Here is a 20,030-nt window from a genome sequence, read left to right as displayed (position 1 = left end):
GCGTACCTCGCCCGGCGGGGCAGAATTCAGCTCATGTACCGCTACCGCGGCCCGAGGCGGGCGCTCGCCGCCGGCGTGGCCGCGCTCCTCGGCGCCGCCTCGCTCGGCGCCTGCTCCTCCCCGCCGGAGCGGCCGGCCGGTTCGGCGTCGCGGCCGGGCCCCTCGGGTACGGCCACCGCCCCGACACCGCGCGCCGGCGCGACGGATCTGCCGCACACCTCGGTCGCCCCCGGGACCGCGCCGGACCGGCCCTTCGCGGTCGGCGTACGGGAGCTGCGGCTCCACCGGGGCGACCGGCCGCTGCCGGTGACCGTCTGGTACCCGGCCCGGGGATCGGCGGGTGGCGAACCGGAGCGAGGGGCGGCGGTCGCGGCGGGCCGTTTCCCACTGGTGCTCTTCAGCCACGGCCTGACCGGGCGCCCCGCCGACTACGAGGCACTGCTCACCGGCTGGGCGGCGGGCGGCTTCGTGGTCGCCGCGCCGGCCTACCCGCGGACCAGCCGCCGGAACGCCTCGACCGCCGACGCCCTCGACGTGATCAACCAGCCGGCCGACGCGTCGTACGCGCTGACCCAGGTGCTCGCGCTCGACGCCCGCTCCGGTGATCCGCTGCGCGGCCACCTCGATCCGGAACGGGTCGGCGCGGCCGGCCACTCGGCCGGCGGCATCACCACGATCGGGCTCTTCACGGTGGCCCGGGACGCGCGGCTCGACGCGGGCGTGGTGCTCGCCGGCAGCGCCCTCGGGGTCGGTACCACCTTCACCGGCCCGGCCGCCCCGCAGCTCTTCGTCCACGGTCAACTCGACGAGGTGGTCTCGTACGCCTCGGGCAGGGCCGTTTACGACCAGGTGCCCTGGCCGAAGGCGATGCTCAGCCTGCCCAAGGGTGACCACGGCGGCTCGCTGCGCGACGGGGACGCCGCCTTCGACGTGATCGCGGCGACCACGCTCGACTTCCTCCGCTGGTCGCTCTACGGCGACCCGGCCGGTCGACGCCGGCTGCCGGCCACGGCGGCTCGGGGTGGCCTCGCCGCGCTCGACGACCGGCTCTGAGCGGCCGTACCCGTCCCAAGCGCGGCGCGGTGCACCGGAACGGGCCCGCGCCGGTCGCGCGGGCCCGTCGGGGTGGGGTGAATCCGGGGCCGCACCGGAGGACCCCACCGGTACCGGCTCCCGCCACCGAGACGGCGGGGCCGGGGGTACCGGACGCCGGCTACCGGACGACCGGCTTGCGGTTGTCCGCCCAGACGTTGGTCGACTGGTGCCAGAGGATGCCCGGGTGGGCCGGTCGGGCCACGATGCCGAAGCGGCAGTCCCGGCCGAAGACGTTGTTCTGAATCTTGACGTTCACCGCCCTGAGGTCCGTCCGGATCCCGATCGAGTAGTTGCCGCCGTTGCAGTAGTTCTCCTCGAAGACCAGGTTCGACACGACCGGGCCGGTGGTGGAGCCGAGCATCAGGCAGGCGTTGAGCGGGTCGTCGATGTCCGGGTTGTACGCCTCCAGCGTGTTGCCCCGGACCACGATGTTGGACGCGCCGGTGGTCTGCAACGCGTCGTTGTGCGAGTCCCCGACCCGGACCAGGTGGTGGATCCAGGAGTCCTCGACGACGGTGTTGTCGGAGAGCCGGGGCCCGTCGATGACGTTGCGGATCTCCACCCGGCGCAGCGTGTAGCCGTCGCAGCAGACCGCCGCCCCGTTGCGTCCCATGCCGTCGATCTCCACGTCCTGGACGAGCAGGTTCTCCGACCCGAAGGTCTTGATCGAGTACGGTCCGCCGCAGGTGATCCGCGACCGCTGGATCACGACGTCGCGGGCCGTCACCGTGACGCAGCCGACGATGTCCAGTCCGCTGACCACCTGCCCGTCCCGGGTGAGGGTCAACGAGCCGGAGCGCTTCAGCGTCGTACCCGCCGGGACCCCGGTGTCGTCCGGGCCGGGATGACCCGCGCCCGCGGTCGCCGCCGCACCCTCCCGGGCCGTGGCGGTGGCGCCCGGCGTCGGTCCGCGCGCGGGCAGGGTGGCGGTACCGCTCCGGGAGGGTCCGGCCCCCAGTCCGACCTCCACCACGGCCACGGGCTCGCCGTTCCAGGTCGAGTCGACGATTTCCGCCGGCGCCGACTCGCCGTACATGAAAGCCTTTCGACAACCGACGACCGTCACGCGCCGGGCAAGATAATTTCCGAAGACCACACCATTGGTCCGGTCACCCTCGCAGTAAATCCGACTGTCCTCGATCACGATCCCCGTGAAGCCGTCGAATACGCGGACGGCGTGGCTGCCGCCATAGCGTACGGTGACATTTCTGACGATGACATTGTCGGCCCTGATGTGCAGGTAGCCATGGATGACGCGGTCGGCGACGACGGCGCCTGCGGTGGTGACCGTCATCGATCCACTGGGCGGCGCGGAGCTGCCCGGGGAGTCCGCCAGCGCCGCGCCCACCCCGATCGTACCGGTGGTGAGCACGACCAGACCGAGCACCAGCGAGCGCCTGGGGCGCCAGCCCCGGCCGCCGCGCCGGGCGGACCGGGGTGCCCGCCGAATACCTTTGTATGCCGCCGAGAGCCTCAAGTTTTGATCCTTCCACGCAGGTGCCGAATTTACGGTCAGCAGCAGAACGGGGCCGACTGTACCCGGCATTGCAATTGATCGGGATCAACCGCCGAAGAGGCCGTGGCGGCGAGTCTTTAGTTTTCCTGAGGCGAGCTTTTGCGAGGACTTATCCGACCGTCACGCCGCGCCGGGAAAACCCGCCACGCCGAGGCGCGAAAGTCCTGATTTTCAGAATACGAACCGGCGTGTTCCCGCGTTCGTCGATCTAGGGCAAATCGTGGTGATCGGAGATCAGCTAACGAGGATTTGCCCTAGATCGACGAGGCTGGGTCGCGGGTCAGCGCGAGTGGTCCAGCACGATCTTGCCGAACGCCTCGCCCGACGCGAGCCGGTCGAACGCGGTCACCACCTCGGAGAAGCCGTACACCGTGTCGACCACGGGCCGTACCCCGCGCTCCTGGCAGAAGGCGAGCAGGTCGGCCAGCTCGGCGGGGGTACCCATCGAGGTACCGAGTATCTCCAACTGCAGGGCGAAGACCCGGCGGAGGTTCACCTTCGGCTCGTGGCCGGCGGTCGCCCCCGACACCACGATCCGCGCGCCCGGTGCCGCCGACTTCATCGAGTGCTCGAAGGTCGCCGCGCCGACGGTCTCGATCACCACGTCGACCCGCTCGGGCAACCGCGCCCCGCTGGCCAGCGCGGTGGCGCCGAGTTCGGCCACCCGCTCCCGCTTGGCGGCGTCCCGGCTGGTCACGTAGACCCGCTTGCCGGCCGCGACGGCGAGCGCCACGGCCGCCGTGGCCACGCCCCCGCCGGCGCCCTGGACCAGTACCGCCTCGGCCTCGTCGAGGCGGCCCCGGGTGGTCAGCATCCGCCAGGCCGTCAGCCAGGCGGTCGGCAGGCAGGCCGCGTCCGTGAAGGAGATCGCGGCCGGCTTCGGTACCAGGTTGGCGCGCGGTACGGCGACCCGCTCGGCGAGCGTGCCGGGGTGGTTCTCGGAGAGGATCGACAGGCCGCGCGGGTCGCCCGGGTCGGGCACGACCGGGTAGACGACCACCTCGTTGCCGTCCGGGTCCACCCCGGCGGCGTCGCAACCGAGGATCATCGGCAGGCGCTCGGCGGAGAGCCCGACGCCGCGCAGCGACCAGAGGTCGTGGTGGTTCAGCGAACTCGCCCGGACCTCGACCGTCACCCAGTCGGGCTCGGGGTGGGCCGGCTCCGGCCGCTCGCCGACCGAGAGCGCGGCGAGCGGGTTGTCGGCGTCGAACATCGGGACGTAGGCGGCATGCATGCGCCGAACCTACTGAAGACGTCCCACCCCGGCCAGTGCCGGCCCGTTCAGCCGGCCGCCGCGACCGCCTTCGCCACCGCCGGCGCGACCCTCGGGTCGAGCGGGGACGGCATGATCCAGTCCGCCCGCAGCGGCGCCGGTACGCCGTCCGGCTCGGCGGCGAGCGCGGCGATCGCCTCGGCCGCGGCGACCTTCATGGCCTCGGTGATCCGGTCGGCGCGGGCGTCGAGGGCACCCCGGAAGACCCCGGGGAAGGCGAGCACGTTGTTGATCTGGTTCGGGAAGTCGCTGCGGCCGGTCGCGACGACGGCGGCGTACCGGGCGGCCACGTCCGGGTGCACCTCGGGCGTGGGGTTGGCGAGCGCGAAGATCGCTCCACCGGGTGCCATGCCGGCGAGCGCGCTCTCCGGGATCTGGCCGCCGGAGACGCCGACCAGCACGTCCGCGCCGCGCAGCGCCGCGGCGATGTCGCCGGTACGGCCGGCGCCGTTGGTGAGCGCGGCCAGCTCGGCCTTCACCGGGGTGAGGTCGGCCCGCCCCCGGTGCAGGATGCCCCGGGAGTCGCAGACCAGCACCTCGGCCGGGTTGACCCCGCCTGCCACCAGCATCCGGGTGACCGCGACCCCGGCGGCGCCGGCCCCGCTCACCACCACCCGCAGGTCGCCGAGCTTGCGGTTGAGCAGGGTGGCGGCGTTGCGCAGCGCGGCCAGCACCACGATCGCCGTACCGTGCTGGTCGTCGTGGAAGACCGGGATCGGCAGCGCCTCGTCGAGCCGGCGCTCGATCTCGAAGCAGCGCGGGGCGCTGATGTCCTCCAGGTTGATCCCGCCGAAGGAGGGCGCCAGCGCGGTGACCGTGGCGACGATCTCGTCCACGTCCTGCGTGTCCAGGCAGATCGGCACCGCGTCGACGCCGCCGAACTGCTTGAAGAGCACCGCCTTGCCCTCCATCACCGGCATCGCGGCCCGCGGGCCGATGTTGCCGAGGCCCAGTACGGCCGAGCCGTCGGTCACCACCGCGACGGTGTGCGAGACCCAGGTGTAGTCGGCGGCGAGGGCCGGCTCCGCGGCGATCGCCTCGCAGACCCGGGCGACGCCGGGCGTGTACGCGAGCGAGAGGTCCTCGCGACTGGCCAGCGGCACGGTCGAGGCGACCGCCAGCTTGCCGGCGCGGTGCAGGGCGAAGACCGGATCCGTGGGATCCACGGTGGACGATGACATTGGTGACTGACTCCCAGAAGGCGTCGAGCGGATGGACCGGCCGGCTCGGCGCGAGGTCAGCGATGACCGGCGGTGCGTTCCGGGGGTCACCCGGGTATCTGCCGCCGAGCATAGTGGCGCCCGCCGGGGGCACCTGTGAGCAGGGTCATACCGGCGAGTAACGGGGGTCGGTCCCCGGCGGACGGGGCAGCCGGCCGGGGCGGGGCCAGTAGCGCAGCACCACCCGGCCGAGCACGTCGGCGACCCCGTAGGCGCGCGAGTCGTCGGTGACGAGGTCGTTGTCCCCGCGTACCCACCAACCGCCCGCCTCGGGCCGGACCGCGCGCTTGACGACCAGCAGTTCGGGACGGGTCCGGAAGGTGGCCACCACCACGTCCCCGGGCCGGATGGCGCGCCCGCCGCGCCGCACCAGCAGCGCGTCGCCCGCCCGCAGGGTGGGCGACATCGACGGCCCGCTGACGAGTACGGCGAAGAGCGGACCGCGCGTCCCGGCCCGAGCGGTGCCGCCGTCGGTGGTCACAGGTTTCACCTCCGCCACAACGGGGACATGCCTCGGGTAGTGTCGGCTCGGATCATCGCAAACGCTTCTGGAGGATCCTGATGCGACTTCCGCGCATTCTCACTCCACAGACCGTCGTGCACGCGCACTGTGACCTGCCGTGCGGCGTGTACGACCCGGCCCAGGCCCGGATCGAGGCCGAGTCGATCAAGGCCATCTGTGAGAAGTACCAGGCGAACACCGACCCGGAGTTCCGCACCCGTGCTCTGATCATCAAGGAGCAGCGGGCCGAGCTGGTCAAGCACCACCTGTGGGTGCTCTGGACCGACTACTTCAAGCCGCCGCACTTCGAGAAGTACCCGAACCTGCACCAGCTCTTCAACGAGGCGACCAAGCTCGCCGGCGGTGGCGGCGGCGCGAAGGCCTCGACCGACCCGGCGAAGGCGGACGAGCTGCTGCAGAAGATCGAGGAGATTTCCAAGATCTTCTGGGAGACCAAGCAGGCGTGAGCCTCGCGACACCCTCCGGGCCGACGTCCGTACGGGACGCCGGCCCGGCACCGGTCGTGCGGCCGGCGCGTCCCGCGGACGTGCCGGCCATCGTCGCGATGGTGCACGAGCTGGCGGAGTACGAACGCGCTCCCGAGGAGTGCCACCTCACCGCCGAGCAGTTGACGGCGGCGCTGTTCGACCCGCGACCGGCGCTGTACGGGCACGTCGCGGTGGACGCCGACGACCGGCCGTACGGCATCGCCCTGTGGTTCCTGAACTTCTCCACCTGGCACGGGGTGCACGGCGTCTACCTCGAAGACCTCTACGTCCGCCCGACCGCACGGGGCACCGGCGCCGGGCGCGCCCTGCTCGCCACGCTGGCCGCGATCTGCGTCGAGCGCGGCTACGCGCGGCTCGAGTGGAGCATGATCGACTGGAATCCGGCGGGGAGCTTCTATCGCGCCGTCGGCGCGGTGGAGAACACCGGGTGGGTACCGTTCCGTCTGACCGGTGCCGCCCTGCGCGAACTCGCCGCCCGGGCTCCCGGGGCCGGTTCCGGCCAGGATTAGAGTCCAGGCCAGGTCTAGAGTCCGACATCGGGGGTGGGCCGCGGTGAGCCAACTGACTACCGAACCGACGATCGACGACGACGTCGTGCTGCTCTCGGTACCGGCCGACGGGGGTTACCTCGGCGTGCTGCGTACCGCGACCGCCGGACTCGCGGCCCGCCTCCAGTTCGCCCTCGACGAGATCGAGGACCTGCGCATCGCCGTCGACGAGGCCTGCGCCATGCTGCTCGCCGTCGCCGCCCCGGACGCGGAACTCGCCTGCCGGTTCACGGTCACCGAGGACGCGCTCGCCGTGGAGGTCACGGTGGCGACGGTACGCGGCGCGCGGCTGCCGGCCGAGTCGTCCTTCGCCTGGAAGGTGCTGACCGCGTTGACCACCGCCGCCTCGGCCGAGGCCGGGCCGGGCCGGGCGTCGATCACCCTGCTCACCCGGCGCGCCGGCGCGCACTGACCCGGGGCGGCCCGCACACCGCTCCCCGGCCGGCGGCACACGGCTCTCCGCCCGGCCGCCGGGCGGGCGTCAGCCGAGAGCGCGGGATGTCGGGGCGCGCGTCAGCCGGAGCGCGGGACGTCGGGGCGGGCGTCAGCCGAGAGCGCGGGATGTCGGGGCGCGCGTCCGCCGAGAGCGCGGGCGGGCGTCAGCCGACGCCGAGGGTGGGTCTCAGCCGACGCCGAGGGCGCGGGTGGTGGGCGGGCTGACCAGCAGCCCGGCGACCAGCAGCCCCAGCGCGATCAGCGGGATCCCGAGCCAGCCGAGACCGCCCTGCACCATGTAGTAGCCCACCGGCAGCAGCATGAGCTGGAGCACGATCGCCGGGGCGCGGGCGCCGGAGCGGCGCCGCGACAGGGCCGCGCCGAGCAGCCAGAGCACGACGGCCCCACCGACCGCGAACCCGGTCACGAAGAGTGCGGACGCCAGGTCCGTCGCGGTGGCGGTCACGTCCTGGTAGACGAGGAAGGCGGCGAGCAGTCCGAGCGCGACCGCTTCGCCCCGCAGCAGCCAGACCGCCCAGCGCAGGGGCCCCGGCGCGGCGGTGGAGTCGGTGGTCACGGACGGAACGATACCCGGGGCGGGTCGCGGTACAGTGCCGCCCATGCGGGCCGTCCTGGTCGTCAACCCGAAGGCGACCACCACCAGTGAGCGCAGCCGGGACGTTCTCGTCCGGGCGTTGCGCAGCGAGGTCGACCTCACCGTGGCGTACACGCGGCGGCGCGGACACGCGATGGCGCTCGCCGCGGCGGCGGCCGCCGACGGGGTCGACCTGGTGGTGACGCTGGGTGGCGACGGGACGGTCAACGAGGTCGTCAACGGCCTGCTCGCCGGCGAGGTCCCGGGCGCGGTCGAGTCCCCTCCCCCGGCCGATCGGCTGCCCGCCCTGGCCGTCGTACCGGGCGGGTCGACGAACGTCTTCGCCCGCGCCCTGGGGCTGCCGCGCGAGTGGCCGGAGAGCACGAGCGTGATCCTGGAGGCGTTGCGCGAGGGCCGCCACCGCACGATCGGGCTCGGCCGGGCCGACGACCGCTACTTCACCTTCTGCGCGGGATTCGGACTGGACGCCGCGGTGGTGCACCGCGTCGAGAAGGCGCGCCACCGGGGCCGGAAATCAACACCGGCGCTATATCTGCGGGCGACATTGGGCCAGTACTTCCTCGCCTCCGATCGGCGGCATCCGGCGATAGCACTGGAGCGTCCGGGAGAACGGACAGAGGGTGCGCTGGCGACCGTAATCATTCAGAACACGGCTCCGTGGACCTATCTCGGCGACCGGGAGATCAACCCCAACCCCCAAGCCTCGTTCGATCTCGGACTTGACGTGATGGCCTTCCGTCAACTAAGGGTCCCGAGCACTGCACGGACAGTGACCCAGATCCTGTCGCGAAACGCGGAGCCGAACGGACCACAGGTCCTGCGACTACACGATCTTGATGAGTTCACCCTGGTCTCGGCCCGTCCCCAGGCGTTCCAGCTAGATGGGGACTATCTCGGGGAGCGAGAAAAAGTTAGATTCACCTGCGTCCGGGCAGCACTAAGAGTAATCTGCTGACCCTGGGGTACCAGGATCGCGAAGCCAGTCGAACCGGGCCGAACGAGGACAGGTGCCTGAAATGCCTGCAATGTCGCGCGGACTGTACTATATTGACTATTGGCTGTGGCACACCGGGTGGCGGCAAGCGCCAAAATCCGGACAAAGGGGTCGTGAGCTTGCTCACCCGCTCAGACTTTTTCCGAGCGTTACCCTTGACATCACGGGAGTTCGTGAAAGTATTCACAAGCGAACTTGAGTCACCGGGGCATCGCCTGGACGGGCTTGTTTAAACGAGCGGTCCGGCGCGGTTTCCCACGGGCCCAACAGCCTGCTCACGCGCTGCCAAACGGATGGATGCACACCGTCGCGAATGGCACGCGGATGCATATAGGAAAGATCCAGCAATAACTGCCACCCACCCAGAATGAGGAGTGTTGCCGCCATGGACTGGCGTCACCATGCTGCCTGCCGCGACGAGGACCCGGAGCTGTTCTTCCCGATCGGGACGTCTGGCCCGGCTCTCCTGCAGGTCGAGCAGGCCAAGGCCGTCTGCCGGCGCTGCTCCGTGACCGATGAGTGCCTGCAGTGGGCGCTCGAGTCAGGTCAGGACGCTGGCGTCTGGGGCGGGATGAGCGAGGAGGAGCGCCGCGCCGTCAAGCGCCGCGGCGGCCTTCGGGTGCTGCGCGCTCACACCGCCTGACCAACCACCACAAGCACTGACGCCCTGGGGGAACCCCACTCCCCCAGGGCGTTCTGTTTGCACGGTGACCGACCGTACACCCGGGCGTACTGCCGCCCCGATCCGGGGCGCCGGGTGCGAACCGGCCGTGATCTCAGGTCCGGGTGTACCGGGCCGCCGGTTCCGCCGCCACCCGGGCGAGCACCAGCCGGGCCAGTTCCGGGGCCGCTCCCAACGGGGCCGCCACCGCCACCACCCCCTCGGCGCGGGCGGAGGCACAGGCCGTCTCGTAGAGCCGGCCCGGCGCCAGGAAATAGGCGGCCACCGCCACCCGCCGAGCCCCCCGCTCCCGCAGCTCGGCCACCGCGGCCCCGGCGGTCGGCGGCGCGGCCGAGGCGTACGCCGCCAGGCACGGCACGTCCAGCAGCTCACCCAGCGCCCGCGCCGCCTCGTCGACGGTACGGCGGGCGGCCTCGTCCCGGGTGCCGGCGGCGGCCAGCACGATCCCGTCCGCCGCCGGGGCGACCGGACCGGGCGCCGACCCTACCCCGGTCGACGCGGCGCCCCGGTCGACGGGCACCGCGCCCGTCTCGGCCGGCACCGCGCCCGTCTCGGCCGGCACCGCGCCCGTCTCGGCCAACCGTCGGCGCAGCCCGGCCAGCAGCAGCTCGTCCACCACGCCGCCCACCGGCCCGAGCACGTCGGTGACCGCCACCGGCATGCGCAACCCGGCCACCCGGGCCGCGGTGATCGCGCCGGGGATGTCCACCCGGCCGTGGTACGCGGCCGTGAGCAGCAGCGGCACCACGGCCGCGCCCCGGTGCCCGGCCGCCTCCAGAGCGCGCAGCACCTGACCGGGCCCCGGCCGGGTGTGGTCGAGGAAGCTCGCGCGTACCTGCGCGTCCGGGCGCTCGGCCTGCACGGCCCGGACCAGGGCCCGGGTCGCCGAGGCGGCCCGGGGATCCCGGCTACCGTGGGCCACGAGCACGATCGGCCCCGCCGGACGGGCGGTCGTCGGGGCCACCGGCCCGGTGCTCGTCGGGGCCACCGGCCCGGTGCTCATACGTGCAGGCCGCACTCGGTCTTGTCGAACATCGCCCAGCGACCGGCCCGCGGGTCCTCCCCGGCCTTGGTACGCCGGGTGCAGGGCCAGCAGCCGATCGAGGTGTAGCCCTGCCGGAACAGCTCGTTCACCGGCACGTTCCAGCGGGCGATGTAGCCGTCCACGTCGGCCTCGGTCCACGCCGCGATCGGGTTGACCTTGACCTTGCCCCGCCGCTCGTCGAAGGCCACCACCGGCGTGTTCGCCCGGGTCGGGGACTCGTCCCGGCGCAGCCCCGCCGCCCACGCGTCGTAGTCGGCGAGCGCCCGCTCCAGCGGTTCGACCTTGCGCAGGGCGCAGCACTCGTCCGGCGCCCGGGAGAAGAGGCGGGGACCGTACTCGCCGTCCTGCTGACCCACGGTGAGCCGGGGTCGGATGGAGCGGACCCGGACCGGCAGCGTACGGGCCACCGTGTCGCGGACCTGGAGCGTCTCGGGGAAGTGCAGTCCGGTGTCGAGGAAGACCACGTCCACGCCGGGCGCCACCCGGGACACCAGGTGGGCCAGGACGGCGTCCGCCATCGAGCTGGTCACGCAGAAGCGCTCCCCGAAGGTACGCGCCGCCCAGCCCGCGATCTCCTCCGCCGGGGCGCCCTCCAGTTCCCGGCCCGCCTCCTCGGCCAGCGCCCGCAGCTCGTCCGGGCCGCGCCGGCCGGCGTCCGTCCGATCCGGAGTGCCGCCCCTCGGCGCGGAGGCCGAACCGTCCTCGAAGGACCGGGCCGTCGCCGGTGTCCCCGCCGGCCCGAGCGTGATCAGGCCGAGCCCGGCGGCCGAGACCGGGCTCACGGCCGCACCGCCGAGGCGAGCAGCCCGGTGAACTTCACCGTGAAGACGCGGGCACAGCCGTGGCACTCCCAGGCGCCGTGCGACTCCTCGTTCGGCCGCAGGTCCTCCTCGCCGCAGTACGGGCAGTACAGGGGCGCGGCACGCTGATCACTCATCGCAACTCCTCCTCGTCGACCCGGACGACCCACTGGGTGAACGACTCGCCCTCGGCGCGACCGGCCAGGTAGCGGCGGGCCAGTCGCTCGACGTACTCGGGCAGCTCCGCCGCGGTGGTCTTGAGCCCGCGCAGCTTGCGGCCGAATCCGGCGGTCTGCCCCTCGGCCATGCCCAGCCCACCGCCGAGGTGCACCTGGAAGCCCTCGACCTGGCGCCCGTCCGGCCCCAGCACCAGCTGTCCCTTGAGGCCGATGTCCGCGGTCTGGGTGCGGGCGCAGGCGTTCGGGCAGCCGTTGAGGTGGATGGAGATGTCGGCGTCGAAGCCGCGCAACCGCTCCTCCAGGCGGGCCACCAGCTCCTCGCCCCGGGCCTTGGTCTCGACGATGGCGAGCTTGCAGTACTCCAGCCCGGTGCAGGCCATCGTGCCCCGCCGCCAGGCCGACGGCTCGGCCTCCAGGCCGATCCGGCGCAGCGCCCCGACCAGCGAGTCGACCCGCTCCGGCGCGACGTCCAGCACCAGCAGCTTCTGGTACGGGGTGAGCCGCACCCGGTCGCTGCCGTGCGCGGCGACGACGTCGGCGAGCGCCTGGAGCTGGTCCCCGGAGACGCGCCCGACGACCGGGGCGACGCCGACGTAGCGGAGCCCGTCGCGCTGCGGGTGGACGCCGATGTGGTCGATCGGCTTCTCCGGCAGCCGCGGCGCCGGCCCGTCGAGCAGGGTCCGACCGAGGTACTCCTTCTCCAGCACCTCGCGGAACTTCGCCACCCCCCAGTCGGCGACCAGGAACTTGAGGCGGGCGCGGTGGCGCAGCCGGCGGTAGCCGTAGTCCCGGAAGATCGACACGACCCCGGCCCAGACGTCGGGGATCTCCGCCAGCGGCACCCAGACCCCCAGCCGCTGGGCGAGCATCGGGTTGGTGCTGAGGCCGCCACCGACCCAGAGGTCGAAGCCGGGGCCGTACTCGGGGTGCTCCACGCCGAGGAAGGAGATGTCGTTCACCTCGTACGGCATGTCCGCCAGCCAGGAGACCGACGACTTGAACTTGCGTGGCAGGTTGGCGAAGGCCGGGTCGCCGACGTACCGCTGGACGATCTCGTCGATCGCCGGCGTCGGGTCGATCCGCTCCGCCTCGGCGACCCCGGCGACCGGGCTGCCGAGCACCACCCGCGGGCAGTCGCCGCACGCCTCGGTGGTCTGCAGGCCGACCGACTCCAGCTCGCGCCAGATCGCGGGCACGTCCTCGATCCGTACCCAGTGCAGCTGGATGTTCTGCCGGTCGGTGACGTCGGCGGTGCCCCGGGCGTACCGCTGCGAGATGCCGGCGACGGTACGCAGCTGCTCCAGGTTGAGCTGCCCGCCGTCGATGCGTACCCGCAGCATGAAGTACTCGTCTTCGAGCTCGTGCGGCTCCAGGACCGCCGTACGCCCGCCGTCGATGCCGGCCTTGCGCTGGGTGTAGAGCCCCCACCAGCGGAACCGCCCGCGCAGGTCGGCGGGGTCGATGGAGGCGAAGCCGCGGTGGGCGTAGATGTTCTCGATCCGGGCCCGTACGTTGAGCGGGTTGTCGTCCTTCTTGGTCCGCTCGTTCGGGTTGAGCGGCTCGCGGTGCCCGAGCGCCCACTGCCCCTCGCCCCGCGGGCGGCGGGGCGCGCGGGCGGGCCTCGGCTCCGCGCTGGGTGTCGACTCGCCGGTCCGGGTGGGGGTGCTGCTGACCGCCATCGCGGCGTCCTCCGTTGTCTGCTGGGCGGGCCGCCCGGTCAACGCGCGAAGAGGGCGCCGGCCAGCCGAGACGCGAGGGCTGGAGCGACAACGATGTCGGGAGCTACCGGCGCGGCGCGCGCCCGAACGGATGGTCGGACGACGTCAGTGCGTCGGACAGATGGCGCTGCGCACGCGGCCGTAGTCGACGTGCCGCCGGGACGTGAGTCCCGGGGTGACGACGCGGCGCTCGGCGGCGGGCATGCCGTCCATGCTGCCATACGCGGTTACGCCCGGCCAATGGCAACGTCACTCGTCCCGCACCACGGACGGGCCGCCACCGGTACCCCGGCCGACCGGCCACGGAAAGCGGACAGGACACCTAAAATCTGACCCACAGCTACCAAACGGCTACTTTTGGTGATCAGCGGGGTCAGAGAGCGATGAGGCAACCGGTCTTGAGCGATTCACATCGACGGTCCACACCCGCCCGGTACGGCGCCGGGGAACCGGAGGCCACGGCCCGACCGGGGATGGGCCGGTCCGCCACGTCGCCGCCGGCACCGACCGGACCCGCCGCGGCGCCGCCGTCGACGACGACGCAGAGTCCGTCCGGGCGTGGGCAAAGGCCCGGGCCCGACCAGCCGGCGACCCGGCCGGCGCCGCTCGCCCCGCCGACCGGTACGCCCCGACCGGACCGACCGGAGCCGGGACTGCCGGACAGCCTGCGCCACACGCTCTGGGTCTGGCCCGCGCTGGCCACCCTGGCGGTCACCCTCTTCGAGGCCAACCGCGCCCAGCTCTGGCGCGACGAGCTGGCCACCTGGAGCGTCGCCACCCGCCCCACCGGTGACCTGGTCCGGGTCCTCGGCCACATCGACGCGGTGACCGGCCCCTACTACCTGCTGATGCACGGCTGGATCCGACTCTTCGGCGACTCCGTGCTGAGCCTGCGACTGCCCTCCGTCCTCGCCACGGCGGGCGCCGCCGCACTGCTGGCGCTGCTCGGCGAACGGCTGCTCGGCGCGCGTGCCGGACTCGTCGGCGGGCTCCTCTTCGCGGTGGTGCCGAGCACCTCCCGGTACGCCCAGGAGGCCCGCCCGTACGCCTTCGCCGGCCTCTTCGCGGTGCTCGCCACGCTCGCGCTGGTGGGGGCGGTACGCCGGCCGGGCTGGTGGCGCTGGATCGGGTACGCCGCCGCGGTGCTCGGCCTCGGGCTGTCCCACCTGATCGCGCTGAGCCTGCTCGCCGGGCACGCGGCGCTGATCCTGCTCGCCCGCCGGCCCCGTACCGCCCCGACCGGCGGCGGGAGCCGGGGCGGCGACGGCGGGCCCTGGCGGCCGCTGCTGCGCTGGCTGGTGGTGCTGGTACCGACCCTGCTGCTGCTCACCCCGCTGGCCCTGGTCGGGCGCGGCCAGCAGGGCCGCCAGCTCGACTGGGTGGACCCGTCCCGGCTGGGCGACATCCCGGTGCTGCCCGGCGGAGTCCTCCAGGGCAGCACCGTCGGCGGGCTGGTGGTGGGGCTCGCCCTGGTCGGTGGGCTGTCCCGGGGGCGCCGCGGGCTGGCGCTCGGGCTCTGCGCCCTGCTCCCGGCGGTGCTGCTCTACGTCGGGGGCCTGGTCAGCCCGCTCTGGGTGCCCCGGTACCTGGTCTTCACGGTGCCGTTCCTCTGCCTGCTCGCCGGGGCGGTACTCGCCGGGCTCCGGATGGCGTTGGCACTGGTCGTGGTGCTGGCGGCCGGCGTCGTCGGCGTGCCCGAGCAGCAGGGCCTCCGGCACACGCACGAGTGGCCCCGCAGCGCCGAGATCGACTACCGGGGGGCCGCCGAGATCATCGCCGTGGGACGGCAACCGGGCGACGGGATCGTCTACTCACCGCGTACCGGGTGGAAGTTCCTGGACCTCGGCATCGCGTACCAGTTGGGGGCGCACGCGCCCCGGGACGTGCTGGCGGTCCGCGGCCGCCGGGACCGGGCCGACCTGTGGGTGAGCGAGTGCCCGCAGCCGGCGAGCTGCCTCGCCCCGGTCTCGCGGGTCTGGGTGCTGGTGACCGGCCGGAAGGGCGATCCGTTGCAGGGCATGCCGGCGGCGAAGGCGGACCCGCTGCGGGCCGGCTTCGACACCGACGCGGTCTGGCACGTGCCCGGCCTCACCCTCGCCCTGCTCACCCGACGCGGCACCTGACCCGCGGCCCCTGACCGAGGCGCCTGACCGCGGCGCTTGACCCGCGGCCCCTGACCCGCGGCGCTTGGCCGGTGCTCGGCGGAGCCGGGTCCGGGCCGGCACGCCGGTGCTCGGCGGGCCGGTGCCGGGCCCGACCGGCGCTCAGCGGGATTTGGTCGGGGCCAGCGGGACGACCAGGACGGCCTCGGTGCCGCCCTCGGCCCGGTTGCGCAGCTCGATCGTGCCGCGCAGCTCACCGGTGGCGAGCGCCCGGACGATCTGCAACCCGAGCCGGCCGCCCCGCTCGGCGTCGAACTCCTCGGGCAGGCCCCGGCCGTTGTCGGCGACCGTGACGTGCAGCTGCTTGCGGAAGCGGTGGGCCGAAACCACCACCTCGGCCGGCTGCTCGGGCACCCCCTCCGCCGGGAAGCCGTGCTCCACGGCGTTGAGCAGCAGCTCGTTGAGGACCATCACGAGCGAGGTGGCGATCTCGGCGGGCAGGATGCCGAAGGTCCCCTCCCGACGCATCCGTACCGTGAACTCGGTCGCGCCGACCTCGGCCGCCGCGGAGGCCACCCGGTCGACGATCCCGTCGAACTCGACCGCCTCGTCGCTGGACATCGAGAGGGTCTCGTGCACCAGCGCGATCGACGCGACCCGCCGCACCGACTCCTCCAGCGCCGCCCGGGCGGCCGGGATGCCGACCCGGCGGGCCTGCAGCCGCAGCAGCGCCGCGACGGTCTGAAGGTTGTTCTTCACCCGGTGGTGGATCTCCCGGATGGTCGCGTCCTTGGTGATCAGTGCCCGGTCCCGGCGGCGGACCTCGGTCATGTCGCGGACCAGCACCAGCGCGCCGATCGGCACCCCGGCCGGCATCAGCGGCAGCGCCCGGGTCAGCACCGTCGCCCCGCGCGCGTCGATCTCCCGCCGCGGCGGCGCCTCGCCGCGCAGGGCGGCGAGCACGCGGTTCGCGGCCTCGGTCCCCTCCAGCGGGTCCGCGGCGAGCCGGCCGTTCAGCGCGGCCAGGTCCTCGCCGACAAGGTGCGAGGAGAAGCCGAGCCGGCGGTACGCCGACTGGGCGTTCGGGCTGGCGTAGGTGACCTTTCCGTTGGCGTCGAGCCGGATCAGGCCGTCGCCGACCCGGGGCGCCGAGGTGGTCTCGCCCCGGTGCCGCGGCGGCGGGAAGGTCCCGTCGGCGACCATCTGGGCCAGGTCGTCGGCGGTGGTCAGGTAGTTGAGCTCCAGCTGGCTGGGGGTACGGGCGGTGGAGAGGTTGGTGTCCCGGCCGACGACCGCGATCACCTCACCGGTCTCGCCGCCGGCGGCGCGCAGCCGGACCGGGATCGCCTCGTGCCGGGCGGGCGTGTCGCCGTACCAGACCGGGTCGCCCTCCCGCCAGATCCGGCCCTGGTGGTACGCGATGGCCAGGTGCGCGACCTCGGGGCCGCCGACGATCCGGCCGACCTGGTCGTCCTGGTACGCCGTCGGCGCCGTGGTCGGGCGCACCTGGGCCACGCAGAGGAAGGAGTCGTCGTCGCCGCCGACCGGCACCCAGAGCAGCAGGTCGGCGAAGGAGAGGTCGGAGAGCAGCTGCCAGTCCCCCGCCACCCGGTGCAGGTGGTCGATGTCGACCGGGCGCAGGGCGGTGTGTTCCTCGGCGAGATCGCGCAGCGTGGACACGCCTGCAAGAGTGCCACGCCGGGGTCAGCGCGTGACGGTCACCTTCTTCAGCCCCCTGGGCGTGTCGGGATCCTCGCCCCGCGCCAGCGCGAGCGCGAGCGCCAGTCGCTGCAGCGGCAGGATGTCCAGCAGCGGCGCGTACCGCTCGTCCACCTCCGGTACCGGCAGCCGGGCGCTGGCGCCGGCGGCGTCGGCCGGACCGATGGCGACCACGTCGGCGCGCCGCTCGCCGAGCCGCTCCAGCACCTCCCGCATCGACTCGCCGCCCGGGCCGGCGCCGAGCACGGCGAGCACCGGCACGTCCGGGTCGGTCATCGCCAGCGGGCCGTGCAGCAGGTCGGCGCCGGAGAAGGCGAGCGCCGGCAGGTACGAGGTCTCCATCAGCTTCAGCGCGGTCTCCCGCGCGGTCGGGTAGGCGTACCCACGGCCCGTGGTGACCAGCCGGGCGGCGAAGCGGTACCGCGCGGCCAGCTCGGTCGCGGTCGGGTCGGCCAGGGTCCGTTCCGCCAGCTCCGGCAGGGCGTCGAGCGCGGCCCGCTCCGGGGCGGGCAGCCCGCCGTCCCCGGCGCGGATGCCCTCGACCAGCATCAGCAGCGCGAGCAGCTCGGCGGTGTAGGTCTTGGTGGCGGCGACCGCGCGCTCGTGCCCGGCGGCGATGTCGACGGAGAGTTCGGCGGCGCGCGCCAGCGGCGAGGCGGGGTCGTTGGTGACCGCGAGGGTGAGCGCGCCGGTCTCCCGGGCCACCCGCAGCACCTCGGTCAGGTCGGCCGAGCCGCCGGACTGGCTGACCCCCACCACCAGCGCGCCGGAGAGGTCCGGCCGGGCGCCGAAGAGGGTGACGGCGCTGGGCGAGGCGAGCCCCGCCGGCAGGCCGAGGCGGATCTCGGTGAGGTACGCGCCGTAGAGCGCGGCGTGGTCGGAGGTGCCACGGGCGGTGAAGACGACGTGCCGCGGCCGCCGACGTGCGATCTCGGCGGCGACGGCGGCGATGGCGTCGCGGTTGGCCGGCTCCAGCAGCCGCGCGTAGCCCGCCGGCTGCTCGGCGATGTCCGCCGCCATGCCGGCCCCGGGTGATGTCACTGCCCCTCCCGTCCTGCGCGGTTCCGCGCGCCGCATTCTCGTGCGCGATTCCCGCGCGTTTCATGCGCAGTCTTGCACCATTCAAGCTACTTGGGCAACCGAACGCTCAAGAACGCGCAGGGGATCACGCGGTGTCGAGTGGATGTAGGCTCCACACGCCGGGACGACGACCCGGGGGGAGCGGAGAAGCCGGACGTGTCCGAGGGAATGGACGACCCTCGCCTGTCGGCCGAGGGCGAGCTGGCCCTGGCCCGGCTGGCGCTGGGCGAAGGCGACCTGCGGCACGCCGCCGAACACCTGGCCGGAGCGATCGTGCACACCCCCACGCTGCCCGAGGTGCACGAGGTGCTCGCCCAGCTCGCCGCGCGGGCCGACGGCGGGGTGGAGCTCTTCCCGCTCGACCAGCACCACGCCTTCATCGGCGCCGTGGTCGCCCGGGCCCATCTGCTCGCCGCCGCCGGGCACCCCGCCGACGGGCTGGAACTGCTCGCGGCCGCCACCAGCCACGCGCCGGCCGTCGACTGGGCCGGCGTGCCCTGGGTCGGCGCCCCGGACCTGCCGGGCCGGGTCACGCCCGACCGGATCGCCCGGATCCTGATGCAGGTCTGCGCCGCCGTACCCGACCCGGTCGCCGAGGACGAGCGCGGGCCGCTCCTGCCGTACCTGCGGCTGGCCCGGCACACCGTCGCCGCGTACCCGCGCCACGGGCTGCTGCTCGGCGCGGCCTCGGCGCTGGCCCGCCGGCTCGGCGAGACCGACCTGGCGGTCACCTGGGCCACCCGTGGCGTACGGGAGTCGCCGTCGAAGCTGGCCGAGGTCTGGCTCGGCTACGCGTACCGCAGCGCGGGCCGTACCGCCGACGCGCTCGCCGCGCTGCGCCGGGCCGTCGACCACGATCCGGCGGACCTCTCCGTCTACGCCGACATCGCCGGCACGCTCGCCGACAACGGGCGGCTCGACGAGGCGATCGACTGGATCGACCAGGCGCTCGCCCGCGACCCCACCTTCGACTGCGCCGTGCACACGGGGCACCGGCTGCGGTACCAGCGGGACGGCGAGCTGGCGCAGCTGGTCGCCCTCGCCGACTTCCAGCGCGACCATCCGGACGACTCGCACGAGCACAACGACCTCGCCGAGTGCTGCCACGGCCAGCCCTGGCTGGGGCAGGTGCCGGCCGCCGGGGAGGCCGTGATCAACGTACTGCGGCAGGTGCTCGCGGCGGACGGCCCCGCGACCGACGGTCAGCTGCGGCTGAGCGGGCTGGAACCGCCGAGCGCGATGCGGGCGATGAGCGCGGCGCTGCCGGGCCTGGACGTGGCGGTCGCCGCCATCCCGACCCCGGACATCCGGGAACCCCGCCGGCCCTCGTCCCGCCGGCTGTGGCGGTACGACGGCCCGGTGGCGGTGCCGCTCCTGCCGGCGCCCTCCGAGGCCGCCGTCGAACGGATCCGCCGGCTGGCCCATCCCGCCTGGCCGCACCCGCCGGCGGCGTACGACAGCGCGGTCAGCCTCGCCACGCTCCCCCTCGACGACCTGCTCGGGCTGCTGGTGCATCCGCCCGCCCCGCCGGAGAGCGCGCTCGGCCGGGCGCTGACCGCGCACGATCCGGCGCTGTGGGTACGCTGCGTCCAGGTCTGGGCCTGCCTCGGGCTACTGCACCACAACACCGACGAACCGTGGCCCGACTCGACCCGGCGCCGGGTCCTGGTCGACCTGGTCTGGGGCGTCGAGGACTGGGTCACCGAGGCGGCGCTCTTCGCGCTGCTCACCGCCGCCTGGGTCGACCCCTCGATCCGGGCGGACGTGGCCGCCGTCGCGGCGGAGCGGCTGGCCGACGGGATCGCCGTGGCGCGGCACCGGCCGGTCTCGATCGTCCGTTCGCTGGCTCACCTGGCGCTCGCCACGCCCGACCTGGACCCGGTCGCCGCCACCCGGGCCCGCCGGGTCCTGGCCAGCACCAACGGCCCGGGGCCGGAGGGCCGGCTCCGGCGGCTCTGGCGCCGGCTCACCGGCCGCGGCTGACCATCCCGGCGTTC

At 73.8% G+C, this 20,030-nt stretch carries 19 protein-coding genes; 8 read left to right on the top strand and 11 right to left on the bottom strand.

Features of this window, described 5'->3' with window-relative positions; all coding sequences use genetic code 11:
* Window positions 1-33 precede the first annotated feature (33 nt).
* Window positions 34-1,053 (top strand): chlorophyllase, encoded by a 1,020-nt coding sequence (locus AB0J86_RS24685; protein WP_363859966.1) that lies wholly within the window; start codon window positions 34-36, stop codon window positions 1,051-1,053.
* A 160-nt stretch (window positions 1,054-1,213) separates the two neighbouring features.
* Here AB0J86_RS24685 and AB0J86_RS24680 read toward each other — a convergent pair whose 3' ends face one another.
* The 4 genes from AB0J86_RS24680 to AB0J86_RS24665 form a co-directional block, all read right to left on the bottom strand.
* On the bottom strand, window positions 1,214-2,482 hold the full coding sequence (locus AB0J86_RS24680; RefSeq protein WP_363859965.1) for a right-handed parallel beta-helix repeat-containing protein: 1,269 nt from the start codon (window positions 2,480-2,482) through the stop codon (window positions 1,214-1,216).
* 409 nt (window positions 2,483-2,891) lie between these two features.
* A complete protein-coding gene (locus AB0J86_RS24675) occupies window positions 2,892-3,845 on the bottom strand; it encodes a zinc-binding dehydrogenase (protein WP_363859964.1) in 954 nt (317 codons plus the stop codon).
* Between the two features lie 47 nt (window positions 3,846-3,892).
* A complete protein-coding gene (locus AB0J86_RS24670) occupies window positions 3,893-5,065 on the bottom strand; it encodes an NADP-dependent malic enzyme (RefSeq protein WP_363859963.1) in 1,173 nt (390 codons plus the stop codon).
* 145 nt (window positions 5,066-5,210) lie between these two features.
* Window positions 5,211-5,585, bottom strand: a complete 375-nt coding sequence (locus tag AB0J86_RS24665) for a S24/S26 family peptidase (protein ID WP_363859962.1) — start codon at window positions 5,583-5,585, stop codon at window positions 5,211-5,213.
* Window positions 5,586-5,665: 80 nt separating this feature from the next.
* On the opposite strand from AB0J86_RS24665, the gene sodN reads away from it, so the two are divergent.
* From sodN to AB0J86_RS24650, 3 genes are all read left to right on the top strand, one after another.
* A complete protein-coding gene (gene sodN / locus AB0J86_RS24660; protein WP_363859961.1) occupies window positions 5,666-6,073 on the top strand; it encodes a superoxide dismutase, Ni in 408 nt (135 codons plus the stop codon).
* 98 nt (window positions 6,074-6,171) lie between these two features.
* Window positions 6,172-6,624, top strand: coding sequence for a GNAT family N-acetyltransferase (locus AB0J86_RS24655; RefSeq protein ID WP_363860016.1), 453 nt, complete (start codon window positions 6,172-6,174; stop codon window positions 6,622-6,624).
* Between the two features lie 43 nt (window positions 6,625-6,667).
* On the top strand, window positions 6,668-7,075 hold the full coding sequence (locus AB0J86_RS24650; RefSeq protein ID WP_363859960.1) for an anti-sigma regulatory factor: 408 nt from the start codon (window positions 6,668-6,670) through the stop codon (window positions 7,073-7,075).
* Window positions 7,076-7,285: 210 nt separating this feature from the next.
* Here the strand turns inward: AB0J86_RS24650 and AB0J86_RS24645 are convergent, their stop codons facing one another.
* Complete coding sequence (locus AB0J86_RS24645; protein WP_363859959.1) at window positions 7,286-7,720, bottom strand: hypothetical protein; 435 nt, start codon at window positions 7,718-7,720, stop codon at window positions 7,286-7,288.
* Here AB0J86_RS24645 and AB0J86_RS24640 point away from each other — a divergent pair.
* Both AB0J86_RS24640 and AB0J86_RS24635 read left to right on the top strand, forming a co-directional pair.
* Window positions 7,719-8,669, top strand: a complete 951-nt coding sequence (locus AB0J86_RS24640) for a diacylglycerol kinase family protein (RefSeq protein ID WP_363859958.1) — start codon at window positions 7,719-7,721, stop codon at window positions 8,667-8,669. The genes AB0J86_RS24645 and AB0J86_RS24640 overlap by 2 nt on opposite strands.
* Window positions 8,670-9,093: 424 nt before the next feature.
* Window positions 9,094-9,351: a WhiB family transcriptional regulator gene (locus AB0J86_RS24635; protein ID WP_363859957.1), complete on the top strand. Its 258-nt coding sequence runs from the start codon at window positions 9,094-9,096 to the stop codon at window positions 9,349-9,351.
* Between the two features lie 133 nt (window positions 9,352-9,484).
* Here the strand turns inward: AB0J86_RS24635 and AB0J86_RS24630 are convergent, their stop codons facing one another.
* The 4 genes from AB0J86_RS24630 to AB0J86_RS24615 form a co-directional block, all read right to left on the bottom strand.
* Window positions 9,485-10,321, bottom strand: coding sequence for a CbiX/SirB N-terminal domain-containing protein (locus tag AB0J86_RS24630; protein WP_363860015.1), 837 nt, complete (start codon window positions 10,319-10,321; stop codon window positions 9,485-9,487).
* Window positions 10,322-10,389: 68 nt separating this feature from the next.
* A complete protein-coding gene (locus tag AB0J86_RS24625) occupies window positions 10,390-11,217 on the bottom strand; it encodes a phosphoadenylyl-sulfate reductase (RefSeq protein WP_363859956.1) in 828 nt (275 codons plus the stop codon).
* Window positions 11,214-11,372 (bottom strand): hypothetical protein, encoded by a 159-nt coding sequence (locus tag AB0J86_RS24620; RefSeq protein ID WP_363859955.1) that lies wholly within the window; start codon window positions 11,370-11,372, stop codon window positions 11,214-11,216. Before AB0J86_RS24620 ends, AB0J86_RS24625 begins: the two co-directional genes overlap by 4 nt.
* Window positions 11,369-13,093 (bottom strand): nitrite/sulfite reductase, encoded by a 1,725-nt coding sequence (locus AB0J86_RS24615; protein WP_363859954.1) that lies wholly within the window; start codon window positions 13,091-13,093, stop codon window positions 11,369-11,371. Before AB0J86_RS24615 ends, AB0J86_RS24620 begins: the two co-directional genes overlap by 4 nt.
* Before the next feature lie 437 nt (window positions 13,094-13,530).
* On the opposite strand from AB0J86_RS24615, the gene AB0J86_RS24610 reads away from it, so the two are divergent.
* Complete coding sequence (locus tag AB0J86_RS24610) at window positions 13,531-15,255, top strand: glycosyltransferase family 39 protein (protein WP_363859953.1); 1,725 nt, start codon at window positions 13,531-13,533, stop codon at window positions 15,253-15,255.
* Between the two features lie 141 nt (window positions 15,256-15,396).
* Here AB0J86_RS24610 and AB0J86_RS24605 read toward each other — a convergent pair whose 3' ends face one another.
* Both AB0J86_RS24605 and AB0J86_RS24600 read right to left on the bottom strand, forming a co-directional pair.
* Window positions 15,397-16,914 carry a histidine kinase N-terminal domain-containing protein gene (locus tag AB0J86_RS24605; RefSeq protein ID WP_363859952.1) on the bottom strand — a complete coding sequence of 506 codons (1,518 nt, stop codon included), beginning with the start codon at window positions 16,912-16,914 and terminating at the stop codon, window positions 15,397-15,399.
* A 24-nt stretch (window positions 16,915-16,938) separates the two neighbouring features.
* Window positions 16,939-17,973, bottom strand: coding sequence for an SIS domain-containing protein (locus AB0J86_RS24600; RefSeq protein WP_363860014.1), 1,035 nt, complete (start codon window positions 17,971-17,973; stop codon window positions 16,939-16,941).
* A 228-nt stretch (window positions 17,974-18,201) separates the two neighbouring features.
* Here AB0J86_RS24600 and AB0J86_RS24595 point away from each other — a divergent pair, with 228 nt between their 5' ends.
* The gene (locus tag AB0J86_RS24595; protein WP_363860013.1) at window positions 18,202-20,016 is read left to right on the top strand and encodes a tetratricopeptide repeat protein; all 1,815 of its coding nucleotides are present in this window, start codon (window positions 18,202-18,204) and stop codon (window positions 20,014-20,016) included.
* The last annotated feature ends 14 nt before the right edge of the window (window positions 20,017-20,030 follow it).

It is taken from the genome of Micromonospora sp. NPDC049559, from assembly GCF_040676675.1.
Lineage (GTDB): Bacteria > Actinomycetota > Actinomycetes > Mycobacteriales > Micromonosporaceae > JBFAPK01.
Note: the sequence above shows the minus strand (reverse complement) of the source record. Positions and strands in the feature narration are given on the sequence as shown.